The sequence below is a fragment of the Nostoc sp. UIC 10607 genome (genome assembly GCF_047228265.1).
In the GTDB taxonomy this organism is placed as follows: domain Bacteria; phylum Cyanobacteriota; class Cyanobacteriia; order Cyanobacteriales; family Nostocaceae; genus Nostoc; species Nostoc foliaceum_A.
On record NZ_JBIQNW010000003.1, the window covers coordinates 76,299 to 99,072 of the forward strand.

Genomic DNA, 22,774 nt, shown 5'->3' on the forward strand with positions numbered 1-22,774 from the left:
AACAAGCCCATGCAAAAAATCAGACAGTACTTTTGAGGAAAGAGCGAAAGAACCAGTATGGTTCTAAAAGCATACCGAATAAAGCTCTGGTTATCTGGTGTTTTGCAGGCAACCAAGAAGTAGTCATGTGGTGTATGGTATAAGTCTCTGAGCTAGGCTGGCTCTTGAAGATTTTGCCGTTAAGTTCCATTGGAGCACCTGGTTCAAAAATATATCCTGGGCATATACGAACTGTGGGACTTTCATGGAATTTACTTGTTACTACGGAATCATTTAACATGAGAGGCCCGGTGCTGTGGCCTACATAATAGGGCATGGTATTTTGGGCTGAATTATCTTTGCGTTTTTGTAATTCTTCGAAGACTTTTAGCCAGAGAGGATGTCCTGGAATACTGCCCATAATGGCATTACTAAAGCAAACTAATTTTGAAAGCACAAGCTCAAAATCTGCTAATAAATCATCAAGTGGTTTGAGACATTCAATATCCATATCAATATAGAAACCTCCATAATGATGAAGGATAAAATAGCGTATGGCATCAAAACGTTGAATTTTATGGGGATAAGCATCAAATATTGGCAGAAACCAGGGATAATTATCTGCCATAAATTTTTTTGCTCTGGCTTCATCCCAAAATTGGTGTTCCCATTCTGGGTGATGCTGCAAAACTGTTTGATGATAACGACGATATTTTTCTGGTATGGCTGCTTCTCCCAGAAAAAAAATCTGATGGATTATTTTGGGAATTTTAGTCATTGAGCAATTGGGTGTGGTTTTGATTCTTCGCAGTCTCTAGTACTTTGTCAAGCTAGTTTTGAGGGTTTGTAGTAAGGACTTTAGTGCTTAGAAAATAAGGACTAAAGTCCTTACTACGAACTTCTAGTCCTCAATCTGTAAGTTAAGTTTTACAATTCAGGATGAGTAGATGCTTCTTGCATTGCCTGACGCAAACTTAAAGGACGCATATCTGTCCATACTTCTTCGATATAGGCTAAACATTCAGTTTTAGAGCCTTCTTTGCCTACAGATTTCCATCCTAATGGCAGTTCCTGTTTCCATTTCGGCCAAATTGAATATTGTTCTTCATGATTGACTACTACAAGATAAATAGTTTCGTCGTTGTGTTCGTTGTTACTCATAGTTTTTTAGGCTCCTTTGTTTTGGTGATTGGTCTATTACCCATTACCTTTAACTAATATGCCGTCATCGCTTAAGTTTACAGAACGGCGTTGACGCGAGGCTTTGGGAATATCGGTGGTTGTTTGCACAGATGGAGAAGTTGCTAGTAAAAGAGCGATCGCTTCTGGGGTACGATGGGTGAATAATTGAGGTAGGGGAAACTCGGTTTGATAGCTTTGGCGCAAACGGATGGCTAATTGGGTAACTAACAGGGAATCTCCGCCAATTTCAAAGAAATCATCGGTAATTCCTACCCGTTCTATTTGTAATAAACTAGCTATCACGGAACAGATAGTTGCTTCTTGCTCATTTCTAGGTGCAATGTAAGGTTTACTTGTCCCACTCCAATCGGGTGCAGGTAAGGCTTTGTAGTCTACTTTGCCGTTAACTGTTAAGGGAATTGCTTCTAGTGGCACATAGACCCCTGGAATCATATAGTCTGGTAATTTGCTCTTTAAAAACTCTGGTAAGACGGTTTTCAGGTCTGAATCGGTATTAGAGATAAAGTAAGCAATTAGCCGATTATCTCCATTTGCAGCTTTCCCTACGGTGACTAAGGCTTCTTTTACTTGGGGGTGAGTGCTGATAACAGCGGTAATTTCACCTAGTTCAATGCGAAAACCGCGTATTTTCACTTGCTGGTCGGCGCGTCCAAGATATTCTAGTTCGCCATTCGGTAGACGAAGCGCTAAATCTCCACTGCGATATAGACGACTACCAGGAGTTTTGGCGTAGGGGTCGGGAATAAATCTCTCTGCACTCAAACGAGGCTGATGCAGATAACCCCGCGTCACTCCCGCACCGCCAATATAGATTTCCCCAGGAACTCCTATCGGCATTGGTTCCAGATTCTCATCTAAGATATAGAGATTTAAATCGGGAATCGGTTGACCAATAACGCTACCTCGATTGGCGTTTACATCTGCTTGGGTAATCGGTCTATAGGTGACGTGAACGGTGGTTTCGGTAATACCATACATATTAATTAATCTCGGTTTTTCGTCGCCATATAACTCAAACCACGGTTGTAGGCTTGGTAGTTCTAAGGCTTCTCCTCCGAAAATCACGTAACGCAAAGGTAGCTTTGGTGTCTCTGATGCGGCTATTTGGATTAATTGCTTGAAGGCTGATGGAGTTTGATTTAATACCGTAACTTTGTGGTTTTGGAGCAGTTGGAAAAAGTCCTTTGGTGAGCGACTTGTCCAATAGGGGACTACGACTACTTGACCGCCATATAGCAAGGCTCCCCACAGTTCCCAAACGGAGAAGTCGAAGGCGTAGGAGTGAAACAACGTCCAAACATCTGCGCTGTTAAATTCAAACCAGGATTGAGTGGCTTTGAGCAAGCGAATAACGTTGGCATGAGTGACAATACAGCCTTTCGGTTTGCCTGTGGAACCACTTGTATAAATTATATAGGCTGGATGCTCTGGTAATATCTGGGCTGCTAAGGAATCATGGCTTTGATTTTTTAGTTGGGTGGTTATATCTTCGAGAATGATAATTTCGGTATCACCTGCGGGAATTTGGGGAACGACTGAACGCTGGGTGATGAGTAGAGAAACGCCACTATCTTGTAAGAGAAATTCTATGCGATCGCTAGGATAACTAGTATCAACAGGAACATAAGCACCACCAGCCTTGAGGATTGCTAGGATGGCTATTACTAAATGTTCAGAACGTTCTAAATAAAGCCCTACAAGGGTTTCTGTCCTAACGCCTCTGCTTTTTAAGTAATGTGCAAGGCGATTGGAACGAGTATCTAATTCTGCAAAACTGAGAGTAGTTTCTTGGAAACAGAGGGCGGTTTTGTCTGCATATTGGGAAACCGCTTGAGCAAAGGCAAAAACCAGGGTTTGGTCAGATAGATAATTGGCTGAGTCCAGATTGGAAGCTTGCAGTAAGTTTTGGCGTTCTTCAGAAGAGAGGAGCGATCGCTTGTGGTATGGTGTTTGTGGTTGAGTGGCGATTTCAGTCAGGGCAGTTTGATAATACTTGCTATATTGCTCAACTTGTGCATCGCCAAACTGCTGCACGTCATAGATTAAATTCAATTGCAGGGCTGCACTTCCTGGAACCAGACAAAACTCTACTAGAAAGGGAAAATCTGTCTCTTCAAAAATATCAACGTTTTTAACTTCAACTTGGGGTAGATTTAGCAGCCCTTCATATACGTGAAAATGGACGTAGTTGAATCCCACTTCAAATAAAGGACGCTGATCAATCCGGCGTTGCATCTCAGCTAATGGGAAATTCCGATAAGGGAGAATGTCCCGTTCAGCGCGAAAAACGGCTTGGATTAACTCTAACCAACTACCAGATGTCAATTCCATCCTCAACGGTACTGTATTGACGAACAAACCTAACAGATTTTGACTGTCGAGGGTTTCGGGTCGTCCATTGATGACGTTACCAGTCACGACTTCATTTTGTCCAGTTAAAAAGGAGAGAACGCGCAGATGCACGGCTAAAAGCGCTGTTTTCAGAGGAAGCCCGGCATTTTTGGCAATTTTGCGGAGGCTATTAGCTAACTGCTCGTCAATGGTGACTGATAAGCGTTTTAGTTGGCGTTTTAGAGACATTGAATGCTCTACATTCAGACGCGGGAGGGTGCTAACTTCCAAGTTGCTGAGATGTTTTTGCCAAAATTCTTGCAGTTGCTTGTCAGCGATCGCTTGTTGTTCTTGAGCGATAAAATCTCTGTAAGCAATCTCTGGAACTGTCAACGCTGGAACGTTTGCGGTTTCTAAATACTGAACATAACGTTGTAATAATTGCGTGAGCAATGTTGCGACACTCCAACCATCCAGAATGACGTGATGAAAACTGAAACTGAAGCTGAGTTGTTCATCTGAGAGTCGGTGAATCTGGAAGCGGAATAAGGGAGGTTTCGCAATATCAAAGGAGCGGGTTTTTTCAGATTCAATCCATTTGGCGACTTGCTGAGGTGCATTCGCTCCCAAATTACGCAAATCGACAACCGTTAAAGGTAATTCAACTTGAGCGTGAACAATTTGAATCGGCGTGCTGTATCCTGTCCAGTGGAAAGAAGTCCGTAATACTGGATGTGCGCGACAAAGATCAGCGATCGCATTTTTCCAAGCAGCTTCTGAATAGGTGAGGCGTAAATCAAAGGTGAAAATTTGGTGGAAAATTGCCGAGTCAGGATGCATCTCACTGTGATAGAGCATTCCTCCCTGTAAACTAGAGAGGGGATAAGCATCTTCGACATCTTTTGGTAAGCGCTGGTGATCGCTTTCAGACAAAAGGTCAATTACCGTATTTTTACTTAAGTCAGTTGTACTTAATGCTGATTTTCTTACAGCCAACTGACGCACAGTTGCAAATTCATAAAGTTCTCTAGCGGAAATTGCAAAACCTGCTTTTTTAGCTTTAGCGATAACTTGCAAAGCCAGAATCGAATCTCCGCCAATTTCAAAGAAATTATCGTCAATCCCGACTTTTTCCAGACCAAGAACTGCGGCTACAATTGCACAGAAGCTTTCTTCATCAGCATTGCGGGGAGCTACATAATCTTCTTCTACCCTTAAAAGGTTCCAATCGGTCGCGGGTAATGCTTGCGTGTCAATTTTACCATTAACAGTTAAAGGAAAAGCTTCTAAACTCACATAAGCTGCTGGTACCATATACTCAGGCAGCTTGGTTTTGAGATACTGACGCAGTTCATTAATATTAGGATGGGATTCTCCTGGAACATAATAACCAACCAGCCTATTTTCTTCTTCCCATTCATCAGTCAAAATCAAAGCTTCACGAACTTGAGAATGGGACGTTAACGCTGTTTGGATTTCTCCCAACTCAATCCGAAAACCGCGAATTTTGACTTGTCTATCTATCCTTCCCAAATATTCTAAATCTCCGTTAGGCAATCTCCGCGCTAAATCGCCACTGCGGTAAATTCGTCCTTCTGCAAAAGGATTCGGTAAAAACCGTTCTGCTGTCAGTGCGGGACGATTTAAATAACCGCCAGTCACCCCTGCACCGGCTACATAAATCTCTCCTGGTAATCCATCAGCAACGGGTTCTAGTTTTTCATCCAGCAGGTATATCTGCAAGTCGGGAATCTCTGTACCGATTACACTAGCACGGTTTTTGGTAAGATCGGACTGGGAAATAGGGCGATAGGTAACGTGAACGGTGGTTTCTGTAATCCCGTACATATTAATTAAACGCGGGTTTTTATCCCCGTACCGTTCTAGCCAGGGATGCAGACTTGGCAAATCCAAAGCTTCACCGCCAAAGATAACATAGCGTAACGCCAGTTTTCCCACACTGGCTTCGTCGGCGCGAATCAGTTGGTTGAAGGCGGAAGGAGTTTGATTGAGGACAGTTACCCGTTCTGTGGTGAGAAATTCGCGGAATGATTCTGGGGATCTACTTAACCAGAACGGAACAATAATTACTTTACCACCGTAGAGCAAAGCTCCCCACAATTCCCAAACGGAAAAATCAAAGGCGAAGGAGTGAAACAGCGTCCAAATATCTTGTTCGTTAAAACCAAACCAAGCTTCTGTGGAACGCATTAGCCGGATGGCGTTAGCATGGGTTACAACGCAACCTTTGGGTGTGCCAGTGGAACCACTAGTGTAAATTATATAAGCTGGAAATTCTGGTTGTAAGTAAATTGGTGGTGATGTATCTGGTTGATTGCTAAGTTCCTTTTCTATAGATTTGAGAGTGAATGCTACTACTTCTTTGTCAGTCAATTCTGATAAAACTGAGTCTTCAGAAATTAGTGCCAAAATCCCGCTATCTTGCAGAATTAATTGCAGACGTGCAGAGGGAGAATTAGGATCGAGAGGAACATAGGCTGCACCAGCTTTCAGGATTCCTAATATGGCAATAATGACGTTTTCTGAACGTTCTAAACATAATCCTACTCGTGTTCCTGGCTGCACTCCTTGGCTTTGCAAATAATGAGCGAGGCGATTTGCCTTTGCATTAAGTTCAGCGTATGTGAGGGTGATTTTGTTAAATTTAACTGCGATATTTTCAGAATACTTGTTGGTGGTGCTATCAAAAGCAGAAACGAGTGTTTCTGTGGTTAACGGGAAACCTAACCCCCTAACCCCCTTCCCTACAAGGGAAGGGGGAAAATTCAAACCCTCTCCTCTAGTAGGATAGAGGTTTTCCAAATCCTGTGAAACGCCTACTTCCGGTAATACAATAGACAGGCTAGAAATGGTTTGTTCTAAATTTTCTGTGACTTCTTCAAACAGATTTTGGAAGTTTGTAACTATCTGTTCTACCGTCTCAGAATCTAAATAGGAAAGATTGTAATCAAAATCAATTTTGATGTCACTATCTTCCTCATATTCTCGCACATAGATAATTAGGGGAACTTTTTGCTGATGGCTGTAGAGAGGAACACAACTTGTTTGACTATCAGCAAAACATTCGTTGTAATCGTGCCTTTCGTAGGAAAGATAAACTTCAAATAAATGGTCTTTACTACTTGGTTGTAAGCCAGAAAATCGCTTTAGCTCTCCTAACGGAAAACGTTGATGGCGATAGTCTTGCCGCAATAGAGAGCGGATTTTATCTAGAAGTTCATGGACTGTTTTATTGCCATTGATTTCCACCCGGAATGGAATGGTGCTAACAAATAAGCCAATAGCATCTTTAAAACTTTTTTTATTGCGGTTTAAAAGAGATAAACCAACAACTAAATCACTTTTGGTATAGCGTTTAGCTAAATAAATTGTAACTAAACTCAAAATCAAATGAAAGACATTTGATTGAATATTTTGGCAAAGAGTATTAACCCGGTTATACTGCTCACGAGAAATATAAATAGATTGACGGTTTCCCATCAATCTTTGGGGTTTAATTTGAGGAAAAATCTTAGGTGAAACCTGCTTTAGGCGCTGTTGCCAATATTCGCGATCGCGCTGAAAATTCTTTGATTCTAAATACTCTGATTCTTCATGAAGATATTCAATTAAAGACCAATCTCTTTCTATTTGATTATCGGTACCTTGATTAATAATTTGATTGTAAGTTTTGATTACTTCCCTAAAGAAAATAGAGGTTCCCCAGCCATCAGTGATAACATGATGATATTTAGCAAAAATAATATGTTTTTGGTTGTTAATCCGAATTAGTTGAAAAGCCACCAGTGGTGAATTTTCACCAAAGCTAAAAGGCGTGGTAAATTGCCTATTTATATACTCTTTGGCATCTTCTTCACTCTTTTCATGACTTGAAAAATCAACTAAAGTAACCTTTACATCTTGGTGCGGTGCAGTTGTCTGCAAAGGCTTACCTTCAGATTCATAAATTCGTGTTCGCAAACCTGGATGACAGCGAATTACTTTGTTAATGGCATAATTGAAAACTTCAATATCGAAAGCACCTTGAACCGTGACAACTGCACCGATATTCAGATGGGAACCTTCCGACCACATCATTTGGTCGATATAAATTTCTCTTTGATTGATTGATAATGGAAATATTTTATTCACGGTGTCTGTCATAATTCCTTAAATAAATTAACCTTTTCAGGGGCAAAAGCTTTGAGATAATTCGCTTTTAGCCCAAGTTAATATTTACTAAGCACACACGGAGTGAAAAATGTCTTGTTCCTACATAATAGATACAAGCAAGTTAATTATTAAACACTTACGCTCAACTTGGTCTGAAGTTGAGTAGTATAAAATTTAACTATTTTTGACTCATCATAAATCAATATGTTTAGCTCATTTTAGGTAGAATGTTTTTATTTTGATAATTATTTTACAAAAAACATAACTACAACTTATCGTTACTCAAAGTGTAGTTGACAAGAAGATAATTATATGAAATATATGATGATGTCAACACCATGATGTAAAAAATTTATCTTGTTCTGCAATTAAAGCAGCCTCCCTGATGCTGCCGGACAAGTCTTGAGAGGTAAAATTTTTGCAAAAATATTGTGAGTCTACACGTGTGAAGGCTGGAACTTCCAGTACTACAGACTATAAACACTCAATCTATGTCTGCTTTGAGCGCAACGGATGAAAAGGTTTCAGGATTTTTAACCCAGAAATTTTAAGTAAATACTATGCCTAAAAGAGTCATTTCCAAAGAACCCCTGTTTAACTTTATTGACATTCATATCTCAGAGATAGAAAAACATCCCAACGCCTTGCAAGATATGCTGTTTAACCGCAGCTTTGAGGGTATGATTATCCGCGAGGTGTTGCCTAAAGAGACTGTTGAGTTAGTCGTCAGTCGCCTAGAGAATAATGAAGGCGGGATGAGTGGAATTTTAGACTCTAAGTTTGCCGAGGCGATCAAGGGAGCCTATACTTTGGGTGAAAACATTGTTTTCTCCGACCCTGGCTTGCAACAGTACTTTGATTATGCAGCCATTTTTCGGGAAAAGTGCCGCACATTGTTTGAAGGGAAGTTGGACTTTGAGGCGCTAATGGAATCTGTATTGCGCTCTCTTTCTGGGGGACTTTCGGTACAAGTACCCAATGGGCCTCAAGGACAAAGCTACATTCCAGCTACCATCCGTAAGGTACCAACAGATCATGAGTTTCCTATCCATGTGGGGAACGATTTTTTGAACAGTCCTCAAAGTGAGCATTTGAGAACCCTGGTGGATGTCACTGACCAACTCAGTTTCTTTATTCCCGTAGCTCTCCCAGAAGCTGGAGGAGAACTAGTTATCTATGGGCTAGAGTGGGACGGTGAGGAGTTAGTTTTTGAAGACACAAACTCTAAGAACGGCTATGGCTCTCGCTTATACCAGCAATCACATCAGGTATTTGATCAGCAGTATGGAAGCATGACTTTTAAGCCGAATATTGGAGATATGATGCTATTCGATGGTGGTCGCTTCTATCACTGTATCGTCCCAACAATTGGCGATCGCACCAGAATAACTATTGGTGGATTTCTCTCGTTCTCTAAAGAGCATGATGCAATTTACTACTGGAGCTAATTTTGTATGGCGAAAGTGAGTATTGTTACACCCTGCTACAATGCAGAAAAATTTATCGGTAAGGCAATAGAAAGTTTGAGCAATCAAACTTTCACCGATTGGGAGTATGTGGTTGTAGATGATGGTAGTACTGATAAATCTAAAGAGATTGTAGCAAATTATCTGACTATAGAACCTCGTATGAGGTTGATCAAACAATCCAACAGTGGGACCTGTGTAACACGTAACAATGGTTTTAAAGCTTGTTCTTTAGAATCGCAATACTTATTATTTTTTGATGCAGATGACTGCTTAGAACCCCAAATGCTAGAGGTTATGGTTAAATACCTTGACCAATATCCTCATGTTGGTGCTGCTTATTGCGATTTCTCTAATATTGAGGAAGATGGTAAGTTAATAAACACCGTTTCCTGGCCAAGATTTGTCCCCTCTTTTTTTGGCGTAACAACCCTACCCTATGATACTCCTGAAACACCTTTGGCAGCTATTGTGGCTGGTTTAGGAGGTGGACTAGACGGACGTTGTGTTTTCCGTCGATGTATATATGAAAAGACATCGGGATGGGATGAGAATTTAGGGAGAAATGGTGGACATATACTTGACCTCTTGCTACAAGTTGCTTTAGTCAGCGAAGTTCATTTTGTAGCCGAAAAACTGCATCAATATCGTTTACATAGTATTAATCAACTACATAGGACAGTTAACTTTAAAACTCAAGCTCAAAAAATTACTAACAAATGGAAAGATGGAAAATGGTTGACCCAAGAGCAAAAAGCCAAAGTAGCTGAAGTTCTGTGGTTTTATGAAAAAAGATTAATGCCTTTATTCGAGATGCAATCTGGAACAGACTTGATGCGACGTGGACAAGTTGGTACAGCATTAAGGTTATATCTAGAAGCTGGGAAAAAATATTTTATGTCATTTTTCCGGCATCACTTTAAAATAGACTGATTTTATTTATATATATTATGATGAATTCAGAAATCAATGATATTGAACTTTTAGAATTCCTTCTAGAAGAGGAAGGAATCGAACTAGAAAAAGACCAGTTTTTGATTCCGCGTCGCAGTCTTACCCAAGCACCCGCTTCTTTTCAACAAAGGCGGTTGTGGTTTCTTTATGAATTAGAACCTACATCTTCTGCTTATAATATTTGTTCTGTATTCAGTCTACATGGGAATTTACAGGTAGAGGCTTTGCAGGAAGCTTTTAAACAATTACAGCAGCGACATGAAAGCCTGCGAACCACATTTATAGCAATTGATGGGGAACCTTGGCAACAGATTCACCCAGATTATTTAGCTGAAATTGTATTAGAAGATTGGAGCGATAACACAAAAGATGCTGAAAAACAAATCTTGAGAATAGGGCATTCTGAATCTGAATATGCCTTTGATTTAGAAACAGGCCCATTGGTGCGATCGCGCCTTTTTCGGCTAGCAGCAAAACAATACATACTCACTCTAACTCTTCATCATACCATTGCTGATGCTTGGTCAATTGGCGTTTTTTTACAAGAAATTGCTGCTCTTTACCAATTGGCTATTCAAAAACATGAAACAGCACTCCCAGATTTAAAAATTCAATACGCTGATTATGCCTTATGGCAACAAGAAAAATTTAACTATTTAGCTTTGCAAGATAGTCTTGCTTATTGGGAGAAACAACTAGCAGAATTACCAGTTTTGCAATTTCCCATTGATTTTACCAGACCCCGCCTCCAATCATTTCGGGGAGATTTGGTGAAATTTTCTCTACCTATTTCCCTCACAAATGCTATTCGTACCTTCAGCCAAAAAGAAGGTACCACTTTATTTATGACCCTGATGGGTTCTTTCCAGGCTCTTTTAGCGCGTTACACCGGACAAGAGGATATACCAGTCGGTACTTCCATCGCTAATCGTCCGGGAATCGATGCTGAAAAACTCATTGGTTTTTTCGTCAATATGTTGGTGATTCGCACCGATTTATCAGACGAACCTAGTTTTCGCAAGCTGCTAAATAGAGTCAGAGAAACGGTACTAGAGGCTTTTGAACATACAGAAGTACCATTTGAAACCTTAGTAGACCGCTTGCATCTTGAACGGGATACCAGCCGCAATCCTTTATTCCAAATTGCCTTTACTTTATTAAATGCACCCAAGCCGCAATTTAGTACAGGTGATTTAGAAGTTTCCATATTAGCAACTCAAGAAGCGGCTCGTTTTGATTTAGAGTTATTTATTACCGAAAGCGAAAAACAGCTAAATGGAGTTTTATCCTACAACATAGATTTATTCAAAAGAGAAACTGTAGAAAGATTTGCGCGTCATTTTTGCCAACTTCTAGAAAATTTAATAGCGCAACCGGATACACCCGTAAGTCGCTTACCTTTTCTGCTGACTGAAGAATTATCTCAATTAGTTCCAGCGACACCTCGCCAAACTTTTCCCGTGCAATTTTGTTTGCATGAAATATTTAGTCAACAAGCAAAGTTGCGTCCCCAACAAACAGCGTTAATATTTGAAAATGAAACCCTGACATACTCACAATTAAATCATCGCGCTAACCAATTAGCGCATCATTTAATTAATCTTGGTGTCAAACCAGAATCACGAGTGGGACTGTGGCTATCGCGTTCTTTGGATTTGGTCGCTTCTATTTTGGCGATTCTGAAAGTGGGTGGGGTTTATGTTCCCTTCGATCCCGATTATCCGAGCGATCGCATCGCTTATATGATTGAAGATAGTCAAGTTGCAGTTTTGCTTACCCACACCCAATTTAAAGAGCAAATTCCATCTCACCAAGCTACTGTTATATTTATTGATAATTGCGAAGCTGAACTAGCAAAACTACAAAAAACAGAACCAAAAGTTTTAGTTCAGCCAGAGAACGCAGCTTATATTATTTACACTTCCGGTTCCACAGGAAAACCCAAAGGAGTCGTTGTCACCCATCGTCATGTTGTGCGTTTAATGTTGGCTACTGAAAAATGGTTCAACTTTAACGCCAAAGATGTGTGGACACTCTTTCATTCCTGCGCCTTTGATTTCTCTGTTTGGGAAATTTGGGGTGCTCTTTTCTTTGGTGGTCGTTTAGTAATTGTACCTTATTTAGTAAGTCGTTCTCCCGAAGAATTTTATAACTTACTTTGTGATGCTAAAATCACAGTTTTAAACCAAACTCCTTCAGCATTTAGACAATTAATGCAAGCGGAAGAAATACTTTGTCGGGAAGGGGAACTAGAATTACGCTATGTAATTTTTGGTGGAGAAGCGCTTGATTTAGCCAGTCTAGAACCTTGGTTTGAACGCCATGATGATCAGCTTCCGTTACTAGTAAATATGTACGGAATTACGGAAACCACCGTTCATGTTACCTACCGTCCGATTCGGTTAAGGGATGTAAAACAACGTCTTGGTAGTTTAATTGGCGAACCGATTCCTGACCTTTCTCTATATATTTTAGATCGTCACTGCCAACCCGTTCCTATTGGGGTAGTTGGTGAAATGTATGTTGGTGGTGCGGGTGTAACTCGCGGTTATTTTAACCGTCCGCAATTAACCGCAGAACGGATGATTCCCAATCCATTTAACAATTTAAAACCAGAATGCCTCTACAAAACTGGTGATTTAGCTCGCTTCCTTGATAACGGCGAAATTGAATATATAGGACGTAACGACCATCAAGTTAAAATTCGTGGCTTTCGCATCGAATTGGGGGAAATTGAAGGAGTTATCAAACGTCATTCAGGGGTGCGCGATGCTTTAGTAATTGTCCGGGAAGAAAGCAAAGAAGATGTGAGAATAGCCGCTTACATAGTTCCCAAAGATCAAATTTCAGACTATGAAACTTTGAAGCAGGAACAAACCCAAGAATGGCAATATACCTTTAACGAAACCTATCGTCATAATGAAACTGAAGCCAACGAAGCCTTTAATATTACTGGTTGGAATAGTAGTTATGATAATCAACCCATTCCCGCCGCCGATATGCGTCAATGGCTAAATAATACCCTGGCGCGAATCCAAGCACTCAAACCCCAACGGGTTCTAGAAATTGGCTGCGGTACGGGGATGATTTTATTGAATATTGCTACTCAGGTAAAATCCTATTGGGGAACTGATTTTTCCCAGGAAGCAATTAAGCGATTGACAAATATTATTCAAAATCGCTCGTGGAATCATGTAAAGTTATTGACGCGAGAAGCCATTAATTTTTCGCAAATTCCTGATGCTGAGTTCGATACTATTATTATTAATTCTGTCGCCCAATATTTCCCATCTATTGATTATTTACAGAAGGTAATTGCAAGCGCTTTGCAAATATTAGCACCGGGAGGAAGTCTGTTTATTGGCGATAATCGTAATTTACCGCTTTTAAATTATTTTCATACCAGCATTGCTTTTTCTCAAGCTGATGACAATACAAATAAAGAAACTTTTAAAACCCAAGTCCGACGCGTTGCGGAAACAGAAAGTGAATTAGTACTTGATCCAACTTTCTTCGTCAATCTGACCAAAGTTTTCCCCAATTTAGAGGCAGTAGAAGTTAACCTTAAAGAGGAAACTAGCCACAACGAACTGACTAAATATCGTTATGATGTCGTCTTACACAAGTTAGGTGATTCACCAAATGATGTTATAAAACCTATTTGGAAAGATTGGAAAACAGCTTTGCAATTAGACGATTTACGTCAGGAAATTATTAAAGCAGGTGCAATTGGTTGGCGTGGAATTCCCAATGCACGTTTAATGAAAGATGAAGCAGTTTTACAGTGGATGCAAGGAAATGATGGTGAAAATACAATTGGAGAGTTACGCGAATCCATCGATAAAATTAACTTAAACCAAGCAATTGATCCAGCAGATTTATCTACTCTAGCTAAAGAGATAGGTTGTCAGTTAACTATTAGCCACTCTCCAGATTTGAGTCCGATTTATTTTGACGTTTGCTTCTATCCAACAACAGATGGAAAACGCCACTCTCCAGTAATGCCAATTACTAGTATAGTACCTACTCAAGCTACTAATTCTTACTGGATTGATCCGCTCAAAGGACGTTTTGCAAAAACGCTAATTTCCCAGTTAAAAGAACAGGTACGGGAAGAATTACCAGAATATATGCGTCCGTCTTCCTTTGTGCTTCTAGAAAGCTTCCCGATAACTCCCAGCGGTAAACTGGATTGGCGTGCTTTACCTGCACCAGAGCGAGATTTAGCGCTTAGTAAACAAGCCTTTGTTCAAGCCACAACTCCCACCCAAGCAAGACTATGCACCCTCTGGCTTGATGTGCTAGACATTGATACCGTCGGCGTAACAGACGATTTCTTCCACTTAGGAGGACATTCTCTTTTAGCAACTAAGTTAGTTTCTCGGATTCGTGAAGAATTTAATTTAGCCTTACCGTTAAGAAAAGTTTTTGAACATTCAACGATCGCAGGTTTAGCTGAGGAAATTGAGCGCTTGGCTGTGGTGAGCGATTCTACAAGTGTCCTTCAAAATATTATTCCACAAATTGCCCACCGAAAAAACTTACCGCTTTCTTTTTCTCAAGCACGACTCTGGTTTTTAGATTGGTTGGAACCGAATAATCATGCTTACAATATTGCGATCGCTTTTCGTTTGGATGGAGATTTAAATCAAGAGGCGTTACACCGCAGTTTACAAGAAATCATTCAACGTCATGAAGTATTACGCACAACTTTTGAGACTAAGGACGGAGTTGCTGTACAAGTTATTCATGAATCTGATGAAGTGCCATTGACGCTGATAAATCTGGGTCATTTAGAGCCAGAAAAGCAGAAAGAAGCAGTTAAAAAATTAATTAGAGAAGCAATTATTTCTCCTTTCAATCTTCGTACACTGCCTTTATTGCGCGTCCATCTCTATCAGTTAAATGAGGACGTTCATGTTTTTGTCTTGGTAATACACCATATTATTTCTGATGGTTGGTCATTGGGTTTAATGATTAAGGAATTATCCTTATCTTATGCAGCATTTTGCCGGGATGATGCATCGCCTTTATCACCTTTATCTTTACAATATGGTGAATTTGCCCATTGGCAACGAACAACTTTTGAGCAAACCCAACTACCTGCACAACTGGCTTATTGGAAAGCAAAGCTTGGTGGGAAAATCGAAACTTTAGAGCTACCGACTGATTTTCCTCGTCCTGCGATCGCACGTTATCAAGGCGCTACTGTATCCTTTACGATTAACACAGAAGTTAGCGATCGCTTACAGAAGTTATGCGAATCTCAAGGTGCTACCCTGTTCATGGGATTGTTAGGGGTATTTAGCACCCTGTTAATGCGTTATTCGGGACAGCAGGATTTATTAATTGGTACGCCCATTGCTAACCGAAATAGTAAACAAATTGAAGAACTAATTGGTTTTTTTGTCAACACTTTAGTTATCAGAACCGATTTAACTGGCAATCCTGATTTTAATACATTACTGTTGCGAATCAAAGAAGAAACGCTGCAAGCTTATGCCCATCAGGATGTACCCTTAGAAAAAATTGTTGAAGAACTACATCCAGAAAGAAATCTCAGTCATCATCCCTTATTCCAGGTGATGTTTGTGTTACAAAATGCCCCGATGGGCAACTTGGAACTACCTAATTTGAGCCTTATTCCCTTGGAGTTGGAACAGGTGACCGCTAAGTTTGATTTAACTCTATTAATGATAGAGACAGAAGCAGGAATTCAGGGAACATGGGAATATAGAAATGATTTATTTGATGTAACAACAATTAACCGGATGGTGGGTCATTTTCAAACCTTGCTAGAAAGTATTGTTGTTAATCCCAAACAGCGAATTACAGAGTTATCTCTACTAACAGCAACTGAGCAAAATCAATTATTGGTAAATTGGAATCAGACTCAAGTTGAGTATCCCCAAGATAAGTGCCTTCACCAATTATTTGAATTGCAGGTAGAGAAGACACCAGATGCAATAGCTGTGGTGTTTGAAAACGAAAATATGACTTATGAGGAGTTGAATAGACGGGCGAATAAATTGGCGCATTATCTGCATTCAGTAGGGGTAAAATCAGATGTACTGGTTGGTATTTGCGTTGAGCGATCGCTAGAAATGGTAATTGCGTTATTAGGTATTCTTAAAGCTGGTGGCGCTTATGTCCCCATCGATTCAGCTTATCCCCAAGAGCGGATAAATTTCATCCTAGAAGATGCTCAGACACCAGTCTTATTAACTCAACAAAAACTACTGGAAAAAGTTGGTGTTCCAGACAATATACAGATTATTTGTTTAGATACTGACTGGGAAATCATTACCCAACAAAGTGCAGAAAACCCAGTTAATGAAGTAGTAGCGGAAAACTTAGCCTATACCATTTACACATCTGGTTCCACAGGTAAGCCCAAGGGAGTAATGATCTCTCACCGTGCTATTTGCAATCATATGTTTTGGATACAAGCAACATTTCCCATGACCGAAGCAGATAAACTGCTCCAGAAAACTCCCTTAAGTTTCGATCCTTCTGTCTGGGAATTATATGCACCATTGTTAGTAGGCGCACAGTTGGTTATAGCTCGTCCAGGAGGTCATCAGGATAGTGCTTATCTAATTAAAATCATTAACGAACAGAAAATTACTTTTGTTCAATTTGTTCCATCGTTACTACAAATGATCTTAGAACAAGGAGGAATTGAAACTTGTAATTCTCTAAAACACGTCTTCTGTGGGGGTGAAACTTTGCCAGTTTCTCTGCAAGAAGGTTTGTTTAGTAAACTAAATGTCAACTTTCACAATCTCTATGGACCAACTGAAGTTTGTATCAATACAACCTTCTCAACTTGTCAGCCTGGAATTAATCAAAAAATTGTTCCAATTGGTCGCCCAATTTCTAACAACCAAATTTATATTCTCGATCATAATTTGCAACCCGTTCCTATTGGTGTTCCTGGTGAAGTGCACATTGGCGGTGCTGGACTGGCGCGGGGTTATTTAAACCGCTCAGAGTTAACCGCCGAGAAATTTATTCCCAATCCTTTTAATAGTTCAAAATCAGAACATCTCTATAAAACAGGTGACATAGCCCGTTATCTCCCTGATGGCAATATTGAATTTTTTGGGCGTATTGATAACCAAGTAAAACTTCGCGGTTTACGCATCGAATTAGGAGAAATTGAAGCAGTATTAAATCAGCATCCAGATGTCCTAAATGCGGTGGTAATTACTTGTGTAGATTCAGTAGAAAGTCAATGCCTAGTTGCATACATTGTCTCCTCAATTGAGCAACTTACCTCTGTAAATCAGCTACGTACTTTCCTAAAAGAAAAACTGCCTGAATACATGGTGCCAGCACACTTTGTCATATTAGATTCTCTACCTTTAACACCTAATAGCAAAGTTGACAGAAAGGCACTATCCGCACTTAATTTTGAAAGGAATATCGACTCCAGCCAACAAATTCCCCCTCGGACGGCGTTAGAGCATAAATTAGTCCAAATTTGGCAAGAAATACTGCAAGTTAGCCCTATTGGTGTTACTGAAAACTTCTTTGATTTGGGTGGTCATTCGCTCTTAGCTATTCGGTTAATAGCAACAATTGAACAACGTTTAGGATGCAATCTACCTGTTGTTACTTTATTCCGGGAAGGTACGATAGAGAAGATGGCAGCTTTGCTAGAACAAGAGCGGTCAAGCAGTGATTTAGATGTTCTAGTTCTTTTACAAACTAAGGGTGATTTACCCCCTTTATTTTTTGTACATCAAGCAGGCGGCTATGCTCTTTCCTACTCTGTACTTGCTCAAGCTTTGGGTCAAGAACGTCCAGTTTATGCACTTCAGGCAAAAGGTTTAGATGGAAAACAACCACCTTTAGATACTATCGAAGCAATGGCTGCTAGTTACCTAAAGGCAATTCGAGAAATCCTGCCTTGTGGGCCTTATTTGCTAGGTGGTCACTCTTTGGGAGGACTCATTGCTTTTGAAATGGCTTCCCAATTGGAATCTGGGGGAGAACAGATTGAGCATCTGTTAATTATCGATACTCATCCACCATTATCTACTCCTGAAATTGAGGCTTCTCTTGAAGATGAGGCTGCTATTCTTTGCTTTATTGTTGAGCAAATAGGACTGCATTTTAATACAACTGTAAGTGTTAATTATGACGAACTTTCGACTCTAGATAAAGCGGCTCAATTTGATTATGTGCTGCAACTTTTGCAACACTATGAACTCGTTCCTCCTGATTCAGGACGCAGTATAATTTTCGGCTTACTCAATGTTTACAAAGCTAATTTGCAGGCAAGTCTGCGTTATCAACCACAACCCATTAAAGCTGGCATATCACTATTCAAAACTTCATCATTATCAGAAAAGTTTCCAGATGATCCTACTGTAGCTTGGGGGCAATTCACTAAAGATCGAGTATGCGTTTGTTGCATAAGTGGTGAACATGAAACGGTTTTAAAAGAGCCTCATGTCAGAAAACTTGTAGCAGAAATTTTAGAGATACTATAACCCAATACTATGGCTATTTACTTCTATAGGAACTCTTTTTACTAGTCGCCTTTAAGCCGATGACGAAAATTACAAAAGAGCAAAACATAGTAACTTGTGAGAGTGGGAAAAAGTTATTAGCATGATCATTGTGTGTTACTGCGTACAGTAAAAAATAATGATTTCCTAAAAAAATAAAATGCCGTTAAAACATAACATGCCAATCGTATTTTTATGTAATGCAAGACTTACTAAGGCGTTACACTACAAATGAATTGATATGGTTGCATCGCAATGGATTTTCTGACAATTCTAGGATTAGCTGCTGCTACACTTACAACAATCGCCTTCTTGCCACAGATGTTTCAAACTTGGCAAACTAAATCAGCAAAAGATGTTTCTTTCGTCATGCTGATTACATTTATGAGCGGTCTTTTTTTGTGGTTAATCTACGGAATTTATCTCCAAGCCTTGCCAATTATTCTTGCTAATAGCGTGACATTGTTTTTTAACTTGATAATTCTATGGCTTAAAATTAAATATAGATAAAGAAGCCTTGGTGACTAGAAATCGCGGCTACACAAATTCTCGTCAGCTTGGGCAGGCTAAAATGAAACCCACGTTGGCGTAGCCTCTCGTAGAGAAAAGAACTAAAACTGGTTTTTGCCTGTGTAGGCGCGAATTTCTATGAAACTGTATTATTCAAACACCCCTAAAAAACACCTGTGACATCATCTGTATTTACCTCTGAACGCCTCTTTTTCACCCCCGCTAACCCAAACACCGACGCTATTCCCATCATTTTTGCCTTTCCCAATGAATATAGTGTAGGTATCACTAGCCTCGGCTATCAGGTGGTGTGGGCAACCTTGGCAATGCGTGATGATGTGCAGGTGAGTCGCCTGTTTACAGATACTCACGAACAACTCCCCAGAACACCGGAAATTGTGGGATTTTCGATTTCCTGGGAACTGGATTATGTGAATATTTTAAATTTGCTGGAATCTTTGGATATTCCGATTCTGGCAACCTCTCGTGATGATTCTCATCCGATAATTTTTGGTGGTGGCCCAGTTCTCACTGCTAACCCCGAACCTTTTGCAGATTTTTTTGATGTCGTTTTACTGGGGGATGGCGAAAACCTACTGGGAAATTTCATTGAGGCGTACAAAGAAATAAGAAATGCTTCTAGACAAACTCAACTAAAAAGACTTGCACAAGTCCCAGGAATTTATATTCCTAGTTTGTATGAGGTGGAATATCACAGCATAGATGGTGCAGTAAAGTCAATTAAACCAATTTCCCCCGAAATTCCCGCAGTGGTACAAAAGCAAACTTATCGGGGAAATACTCTATCAGCATCGACTGTAGTCACCGAAAAAGCTGCATGGGAAAATATTTACATGGTGGAAGTGGTGAGAAGTTGTCCAGAAATGTGCCGCTTCTGTTTGGCGAGTTATCTCACACTGCCTTTTAGGACAGCCAGTCTTGAAAGTTCATTAATTCCAGCCATTGAAAAAGGTTTACAAGTCACAAATCGCCTAGGATTATTGGGCGCTTCTGTAACTCAGCATCCAGAATTTGAGACTTTACTGGATTATATTAGTCAGCCAAAGTACGATAATGTCCGTCTCAGTATTGCCTCAGTGCGAACCAATACCGTAACAGTCCAGTTAGCAGAAACTTTGACGAAACGAGACACGCGATCGCTTACCATTGCTGTAGAGAGTGGTTCCGAAAAAATCCGCCAAATCATCAACAAAAAGCTGCATAACGACGAAATTATCCAAGCGGCGGTAAACGCTAAAGCTGGCGGATTAAAAAGCTTGAAACTCTACGGAATGGCAGGAATTCCCGGTGAGGAACCAGAAGATTTAGAGCAAACCGTGACAATGATGCGTAATATCAAAAAAGCTGCGCCGGGATTGCGTTTAACATACGGATGCAGCACCTTTGTACCGAAAGCACACACACCATTTCAATGGTTTGGGGTGAATCGTCAAGCAGAAAAGCGGTTGCAGTTTTTGCAAAAACAGCTAAAACCACAGGGGATAGAGTTTCGCCCAGAAAGCTATAATTGGTCGATTATACAAGCTTTATTGTCGAGAGGCGATCGCAGGCTCTCCCAACTCCTCCAGCTTACTCGTGACTTTGGCGACTCCTTGGGTAGCTACAAACGTGCTTTCAAACAACTCAAAGGACAAATCCCCGATTTAGATTTCTACGTCCACGCCGAGTGGTCAACAGAGCAAGTTTTACCTTGGAGCCACTTGCAAGGGCCTCTGCCACAGTCTACACTACTAAAGCATTTGGCTGATGCTCAGAGTTATATCAACTCATCTCCAAAAGAATTACAGCCATTGAATTCATAGCTGAAAACTTGATGCAAAACACAGCTGAGTATTACTGCGCCTATTGCGGCGAACCGAACTTAACTTTTATTGATTTGAGTGCAGGAGGACAGCAATCTTATGTAGAAGATTGTCAAGTTTGCTGTAACCCAAATATTTTGTATGTGCGGGTTGATGAAGATACCCTAGATATCGAGATTGATACAGAATCCGAAAGTTGAATTTTAGGTTTTTCTTTCCATGCTGCACTTTAAACATTCCTCAGTAATAAATGCGCCGCCAGAAGTAGTTTGGAAATTTCACGAAAGGCCAGATATTTTGCAACTCCTGAATCCACCTTGGCAGCCAGTCCAAGTGGTTCGTCGTGAGGGAGGGCTAAATGTGGGCGCTATCACAGAATTTCGCCTGTTTCTCGGCCCATTACCCCTAACTTGGTTAGCGCGTCATACTGAATGTGAAAAATATCGCCTGTTTACCGACGAACAGATATCTGGCCCCTTTGAGTCTTGGGTACATCGCCATGAATTTGAACCGGAAGCTGGCAAAACTAGGCTAACTGATGCAATCTCCTTCTCTATGCCTGGCGGAGGAACAGTTGAATTTGTCAGTGGTTGGTTAGTGCAAGCGCAACTAGAAGCTATGTTTCGCTATCGCCACTATGTAACGAAACGAGAATGTGAATCACAATAGCAGAATGTGCTGGGAGCAAAAATTAACTATCCTGATTTTTCAACCCTTGCCGCGAAACCCACTTTATCAAACCAGGAAACAAGCGATACAAAGCTTGCGAGAAATTCGCCGAACCAACCATCACTTCTGACTTCTTATTCTTGACTGCATCCCAGATAGCATTTGCCACATCTTCAGGCTTCTCCACCACCGGATTTTTCAGCACACTCTCAAGCTGTCCACGACGAGCTTGAGCATCTTGCTCATCTTTGCCCCGAAAAACTGCCCGTTCCATTAAAGTACTCTTAATTAAATTCGGATAAATCCCACAAACATGAATCCCTTTTGGTTGTAGTTCTGCTTGTAGAGCTTCCGTCAAACCTGTCACGCCAAACTTACTAGTACAGTAGGGAACTAAATAAGCTGTTGGCACCTTACCGCCGATAGAACTTAAATTAACTATAGTTCCACTTCCCCGCTGGAGGAAATGAGGTAGAAGGGCATTAATTGTGTGGATATATCCCCATAAATTAGTGTCTATAATTTGATGCCAATCACTCAGAGAAAACTGCTCTACTGGCCCCGATGCAAAGATGCCCGCGTTGTTTATCAGCACGTCGATATAACCATAATTTTCTAATGCCTTTTGCACTAATGTGTTTACTTGAGATGGGTCAGTGACATCGCAAGTAACCGTTAATGGTGCTGCACGACCAATGCTTTGCAACTCCTGCGCTAAGGCTTCTAAGCGGTCAGCATGACGAGCTGCAATTACAAGGTCATATCCTTGCCGAGAAAATAAAATAGCTGTCGCTTTACCAATACCTTCAGAAGCACCTGTAATCAGTACTGTAGGAGCCATACTCATACTATATATAAGTTTGAAAATATTATTTGCTATTTTTTATTTTGGGCAATAATACTCCAGAAACCTTCTAACTTTCGTTAGATTTTTTATCATATCCAAAATAGTTTTTTAGTGATATTACAAGTATTCATTCGCAGAGCTTTAGTAAAAATATCTCTACTCTATAGGCCAGCTATTATTGAACTTTTGTTGGAGGATGTTTTAAAAGTGGTTAGCTATGATTTTAGGCACTTCTAGATCCCCCCAAGACCGCGCTGGCTCCCCTTAAAAAGGGGAGAACCGGAATCAAAGTCCCCCTTA

The 22,774-nt window shown here is 40.4% G+C and carries 11 protein-coding genes; 7 read left to right on the top strand and 4 right to left on the bottom strand.

Annotated features, from left to right (window positions below; all coding sequences use genetic code 11):
• Positions 1 to 19: 19 nt before the first annotated feature.
• From ACEYW6_RS03855 to ACEYW6_RS03865, 3 genes are all read right to left on the bottom strand, one after another.
• Positions 20 to 757, bottom strand: coding sequence for a glycosyltransferase family 32 protein (locus ACEYW6_RS03855; RefSeq protein ID WP_412978693.1), 738 nt, complete (start codon positions 755 to 757; stop codon positions 20 to 22).
• Between the two features lie 149 nt (positions 758 to 906).
• Positions 907 to 1,140 carry an MbtH family protein gene (locus ACEYW6_RS03860; RefSeq protein WP_412978694.1) on the bottom strand — a complete coding sequence of 78 codons (234 nt, stop codon included), beginning with the start codon at positions 1,138 to 1,140 and terminating at the stop codon, positions 907 to 909.
• 36 nt (positions 1,141 to 1,176) lie between these two features.
• Complete coding sequence (locus tag ACEYW6_RS03865) at positions 1,177 to 7,677, bottom strand: amino acid adenylation domain-containing protein (RefSeq protein WP_412978695.1); 6,501 nt, start codon at positions 7,675 to 7,677, stop codon at positions 1,177 to 1,179.
• 569 nt (positions 7,678 to 8,246) lie between these two features.
• Between ACEYW6_RS03865 and ACEYW6_RS03870 the strand changes: the two genes are divergently transcribed.
• The 7 genes from ACEYW6_RS03870 (at position 8,247) to ACEYW6_RS03900 (ending at position 21,627) form a co-directional block, all read left to right on the top strand.
• Positions 8,247 to 9,134 (top strand): hypothetical protein, encoded by an 888-nt coding sequence (locus ACEYW6_RS03870; protein WP_196509931.1) that lies wholly within the window; start codon positions 8,247 to 8,249, stop codon positions 9,132 to 9,134.
• 6 nt (positions 9,135 to 9,140) lie between these two features.
• Positions 9,141 to 10,085, top strand: a complete 945-nt coding sequence (locus tag ACEYW6_RS03875; protein ID WP_412978696.1) for a glycosyltransferase family 2 protein — start codon at positions 9,141 to 9,143, stop codon at positions 10,083 to 10,085.
• A gap of 17 nt (positions 10,086 to 10,102) precedes the next feature.
• Positions 10,103 to 18,607, top strand: a complete 8,505-nt coding sequence (locus tag ACEYW6_RS03880) for an amino acid adenylation domain-containing protein (protein ID WP_412978697.1) — start codon at positions 10,103 to 10,105, stop codon at positions 18,605 to 18,607.
• Between the two features lie 273 nt (positions 18,608 to 18,880).
• A complete protein-coding gene (locus ACEYW6_RS03885) occupies positions 18,881 to 19,135 on the top strand; it encodes a SemiSWEET transporter (RefSeq protein ID WP_190889967.1) in 255 nt (84 codons plus the stop codon).
• 176 nt (positions 19,136 to 19,311) lie between these two features.
• Positions 19,312 to 20,958 carry a B12-binding domain-containing radical SAM protein gene (locus tag ACEYW6_RS03890; protein WP_412978698.1) on the top strand — a complete coding sequence of 549 codons (1,647 nt, stop codon included), beginning with the start codon at positions 19,312 to 19,314 and terminating at the stop codon, positions 20,956 to 20,958.
• Positions 20,959 to 20,969: 11 nt separating this feature from the next.
• The gene (locus ACEYW6_RS03895; protein ID WP_012411100.1) at positions 20,970 to 21,158 is read left to right on the top strand and encodes a CPXCG motif-containing cysteine-rich protein; all 189 of its coding nucleotides are present in this window, start codon (positions 20,970 to 20,972) and stop codon (positions 21,156 to 21,158) included.
• A 19-nt stretch (positions 21,159 to 21,177) separates the two neighbouring features.
• Positions 21,178 to 21,627, top strand: coding sequence for an SRPBCC family protein (locus ACEYW6_RS03900; protein ID WP_190889972.1), 450 nt, complete (start codon positions 21,178 to 21,180; stop codon positions 21,625 to 21,627).
• Between the two features lie 22 nt (positions 21,628 to 21,649).
• Here the strand turns inward: ACEYW6_RS03900 and ACEYW6_RS03905 are convergent, their stop codons facing one another.
• Positions 21,650 to 22,468 carry an SDR family NAD(P)-dependent oxidoreductase gene (locus ACEYW6_RS03905; protein ID WP_412978699.1) on the bottom strand — a complete coding sequence of 273 codons (819 nt, stop codon included), beginning with the start codon at positions 22,466 to 22,468 and terminating at the stop codon, positions 21,650 to 21,652.
• Positions 22,469 to 22,774 lie beyond the last annotated feature (306 nt).

Bases quoted from the DNA above. Each gene is read 5' to 3' on its own strand.
- ACEYW6_RS03855 (WP_412978693.1), bottom strand. From the start codon at position 757: ATGACTAAAATTCCCAAAATAATCCATCAGATTTTTTTTCTGGGAGAA.
- ACEYW6_RS03860 (WP_412978694.1), bottom strand. From the start codon at position 1,140: ATGAGTAACAACGAACACAACGACGAAACTATTTATCTTGTAGTAGTC.
- ACEYW6_RS03865 (WP_412978695.1), bottom strand. From the start codon at position 7,677: ATGACAGACACCGTGAATAAAATATTTCCATTATCAATCAATCAAAGA.
- ACEYW6_RS03870 (WP_196509931.1), top strand. From the start codon at position 8,247: ATGCCTAAAAGAGTCATTTCCAAAGAACCCCTGTTTAACTTTATTGAC.
- ACEYW6_RS03875 (WP_412978696.1), top strand. From the start codon at position 9,141: ATGGCGAAAGTGAGTATTGTTACACCCTGCTACAATGCAGAAAAATTT.
- ACEYW6_RS03880 (WP_412978697.1), top strand. From the start codon at position 10,103: ATGATGAATTCAGAAATCAATGATATTGAACTTTTAGAATTCCTTCTA.
- ACEYW6_RS03885 (WP_190889967.1), top strand. From the start codon at position 18,881: ATGGATTTTCTGACAATTCTAGGATTAGCTGCTGCTACACTTACAACA.
- ACEYW6_RS03895 (WP_012411100.1), top strand. From the start codon at position 20,970: ATGCAAAACACAGCTGAGTATTACTGCGCCTATTGCGGCGAACCGAAC.
- ACEYW6_RS03900 (WP_190889972.1), top strand. From the start codon at position 21,178: ATGCTGCACTTTAAACATTCCTCAGTAATAAATGCGCCGCCAGAAGTA.
- ACEYW6_RS03905 (WP_412978699.1), bottom strand. From the start codon at position 22,468: ATGGCTCCTACAGTACTGATTACAGGTGCTTCTGAAGGTATTGGTAAA.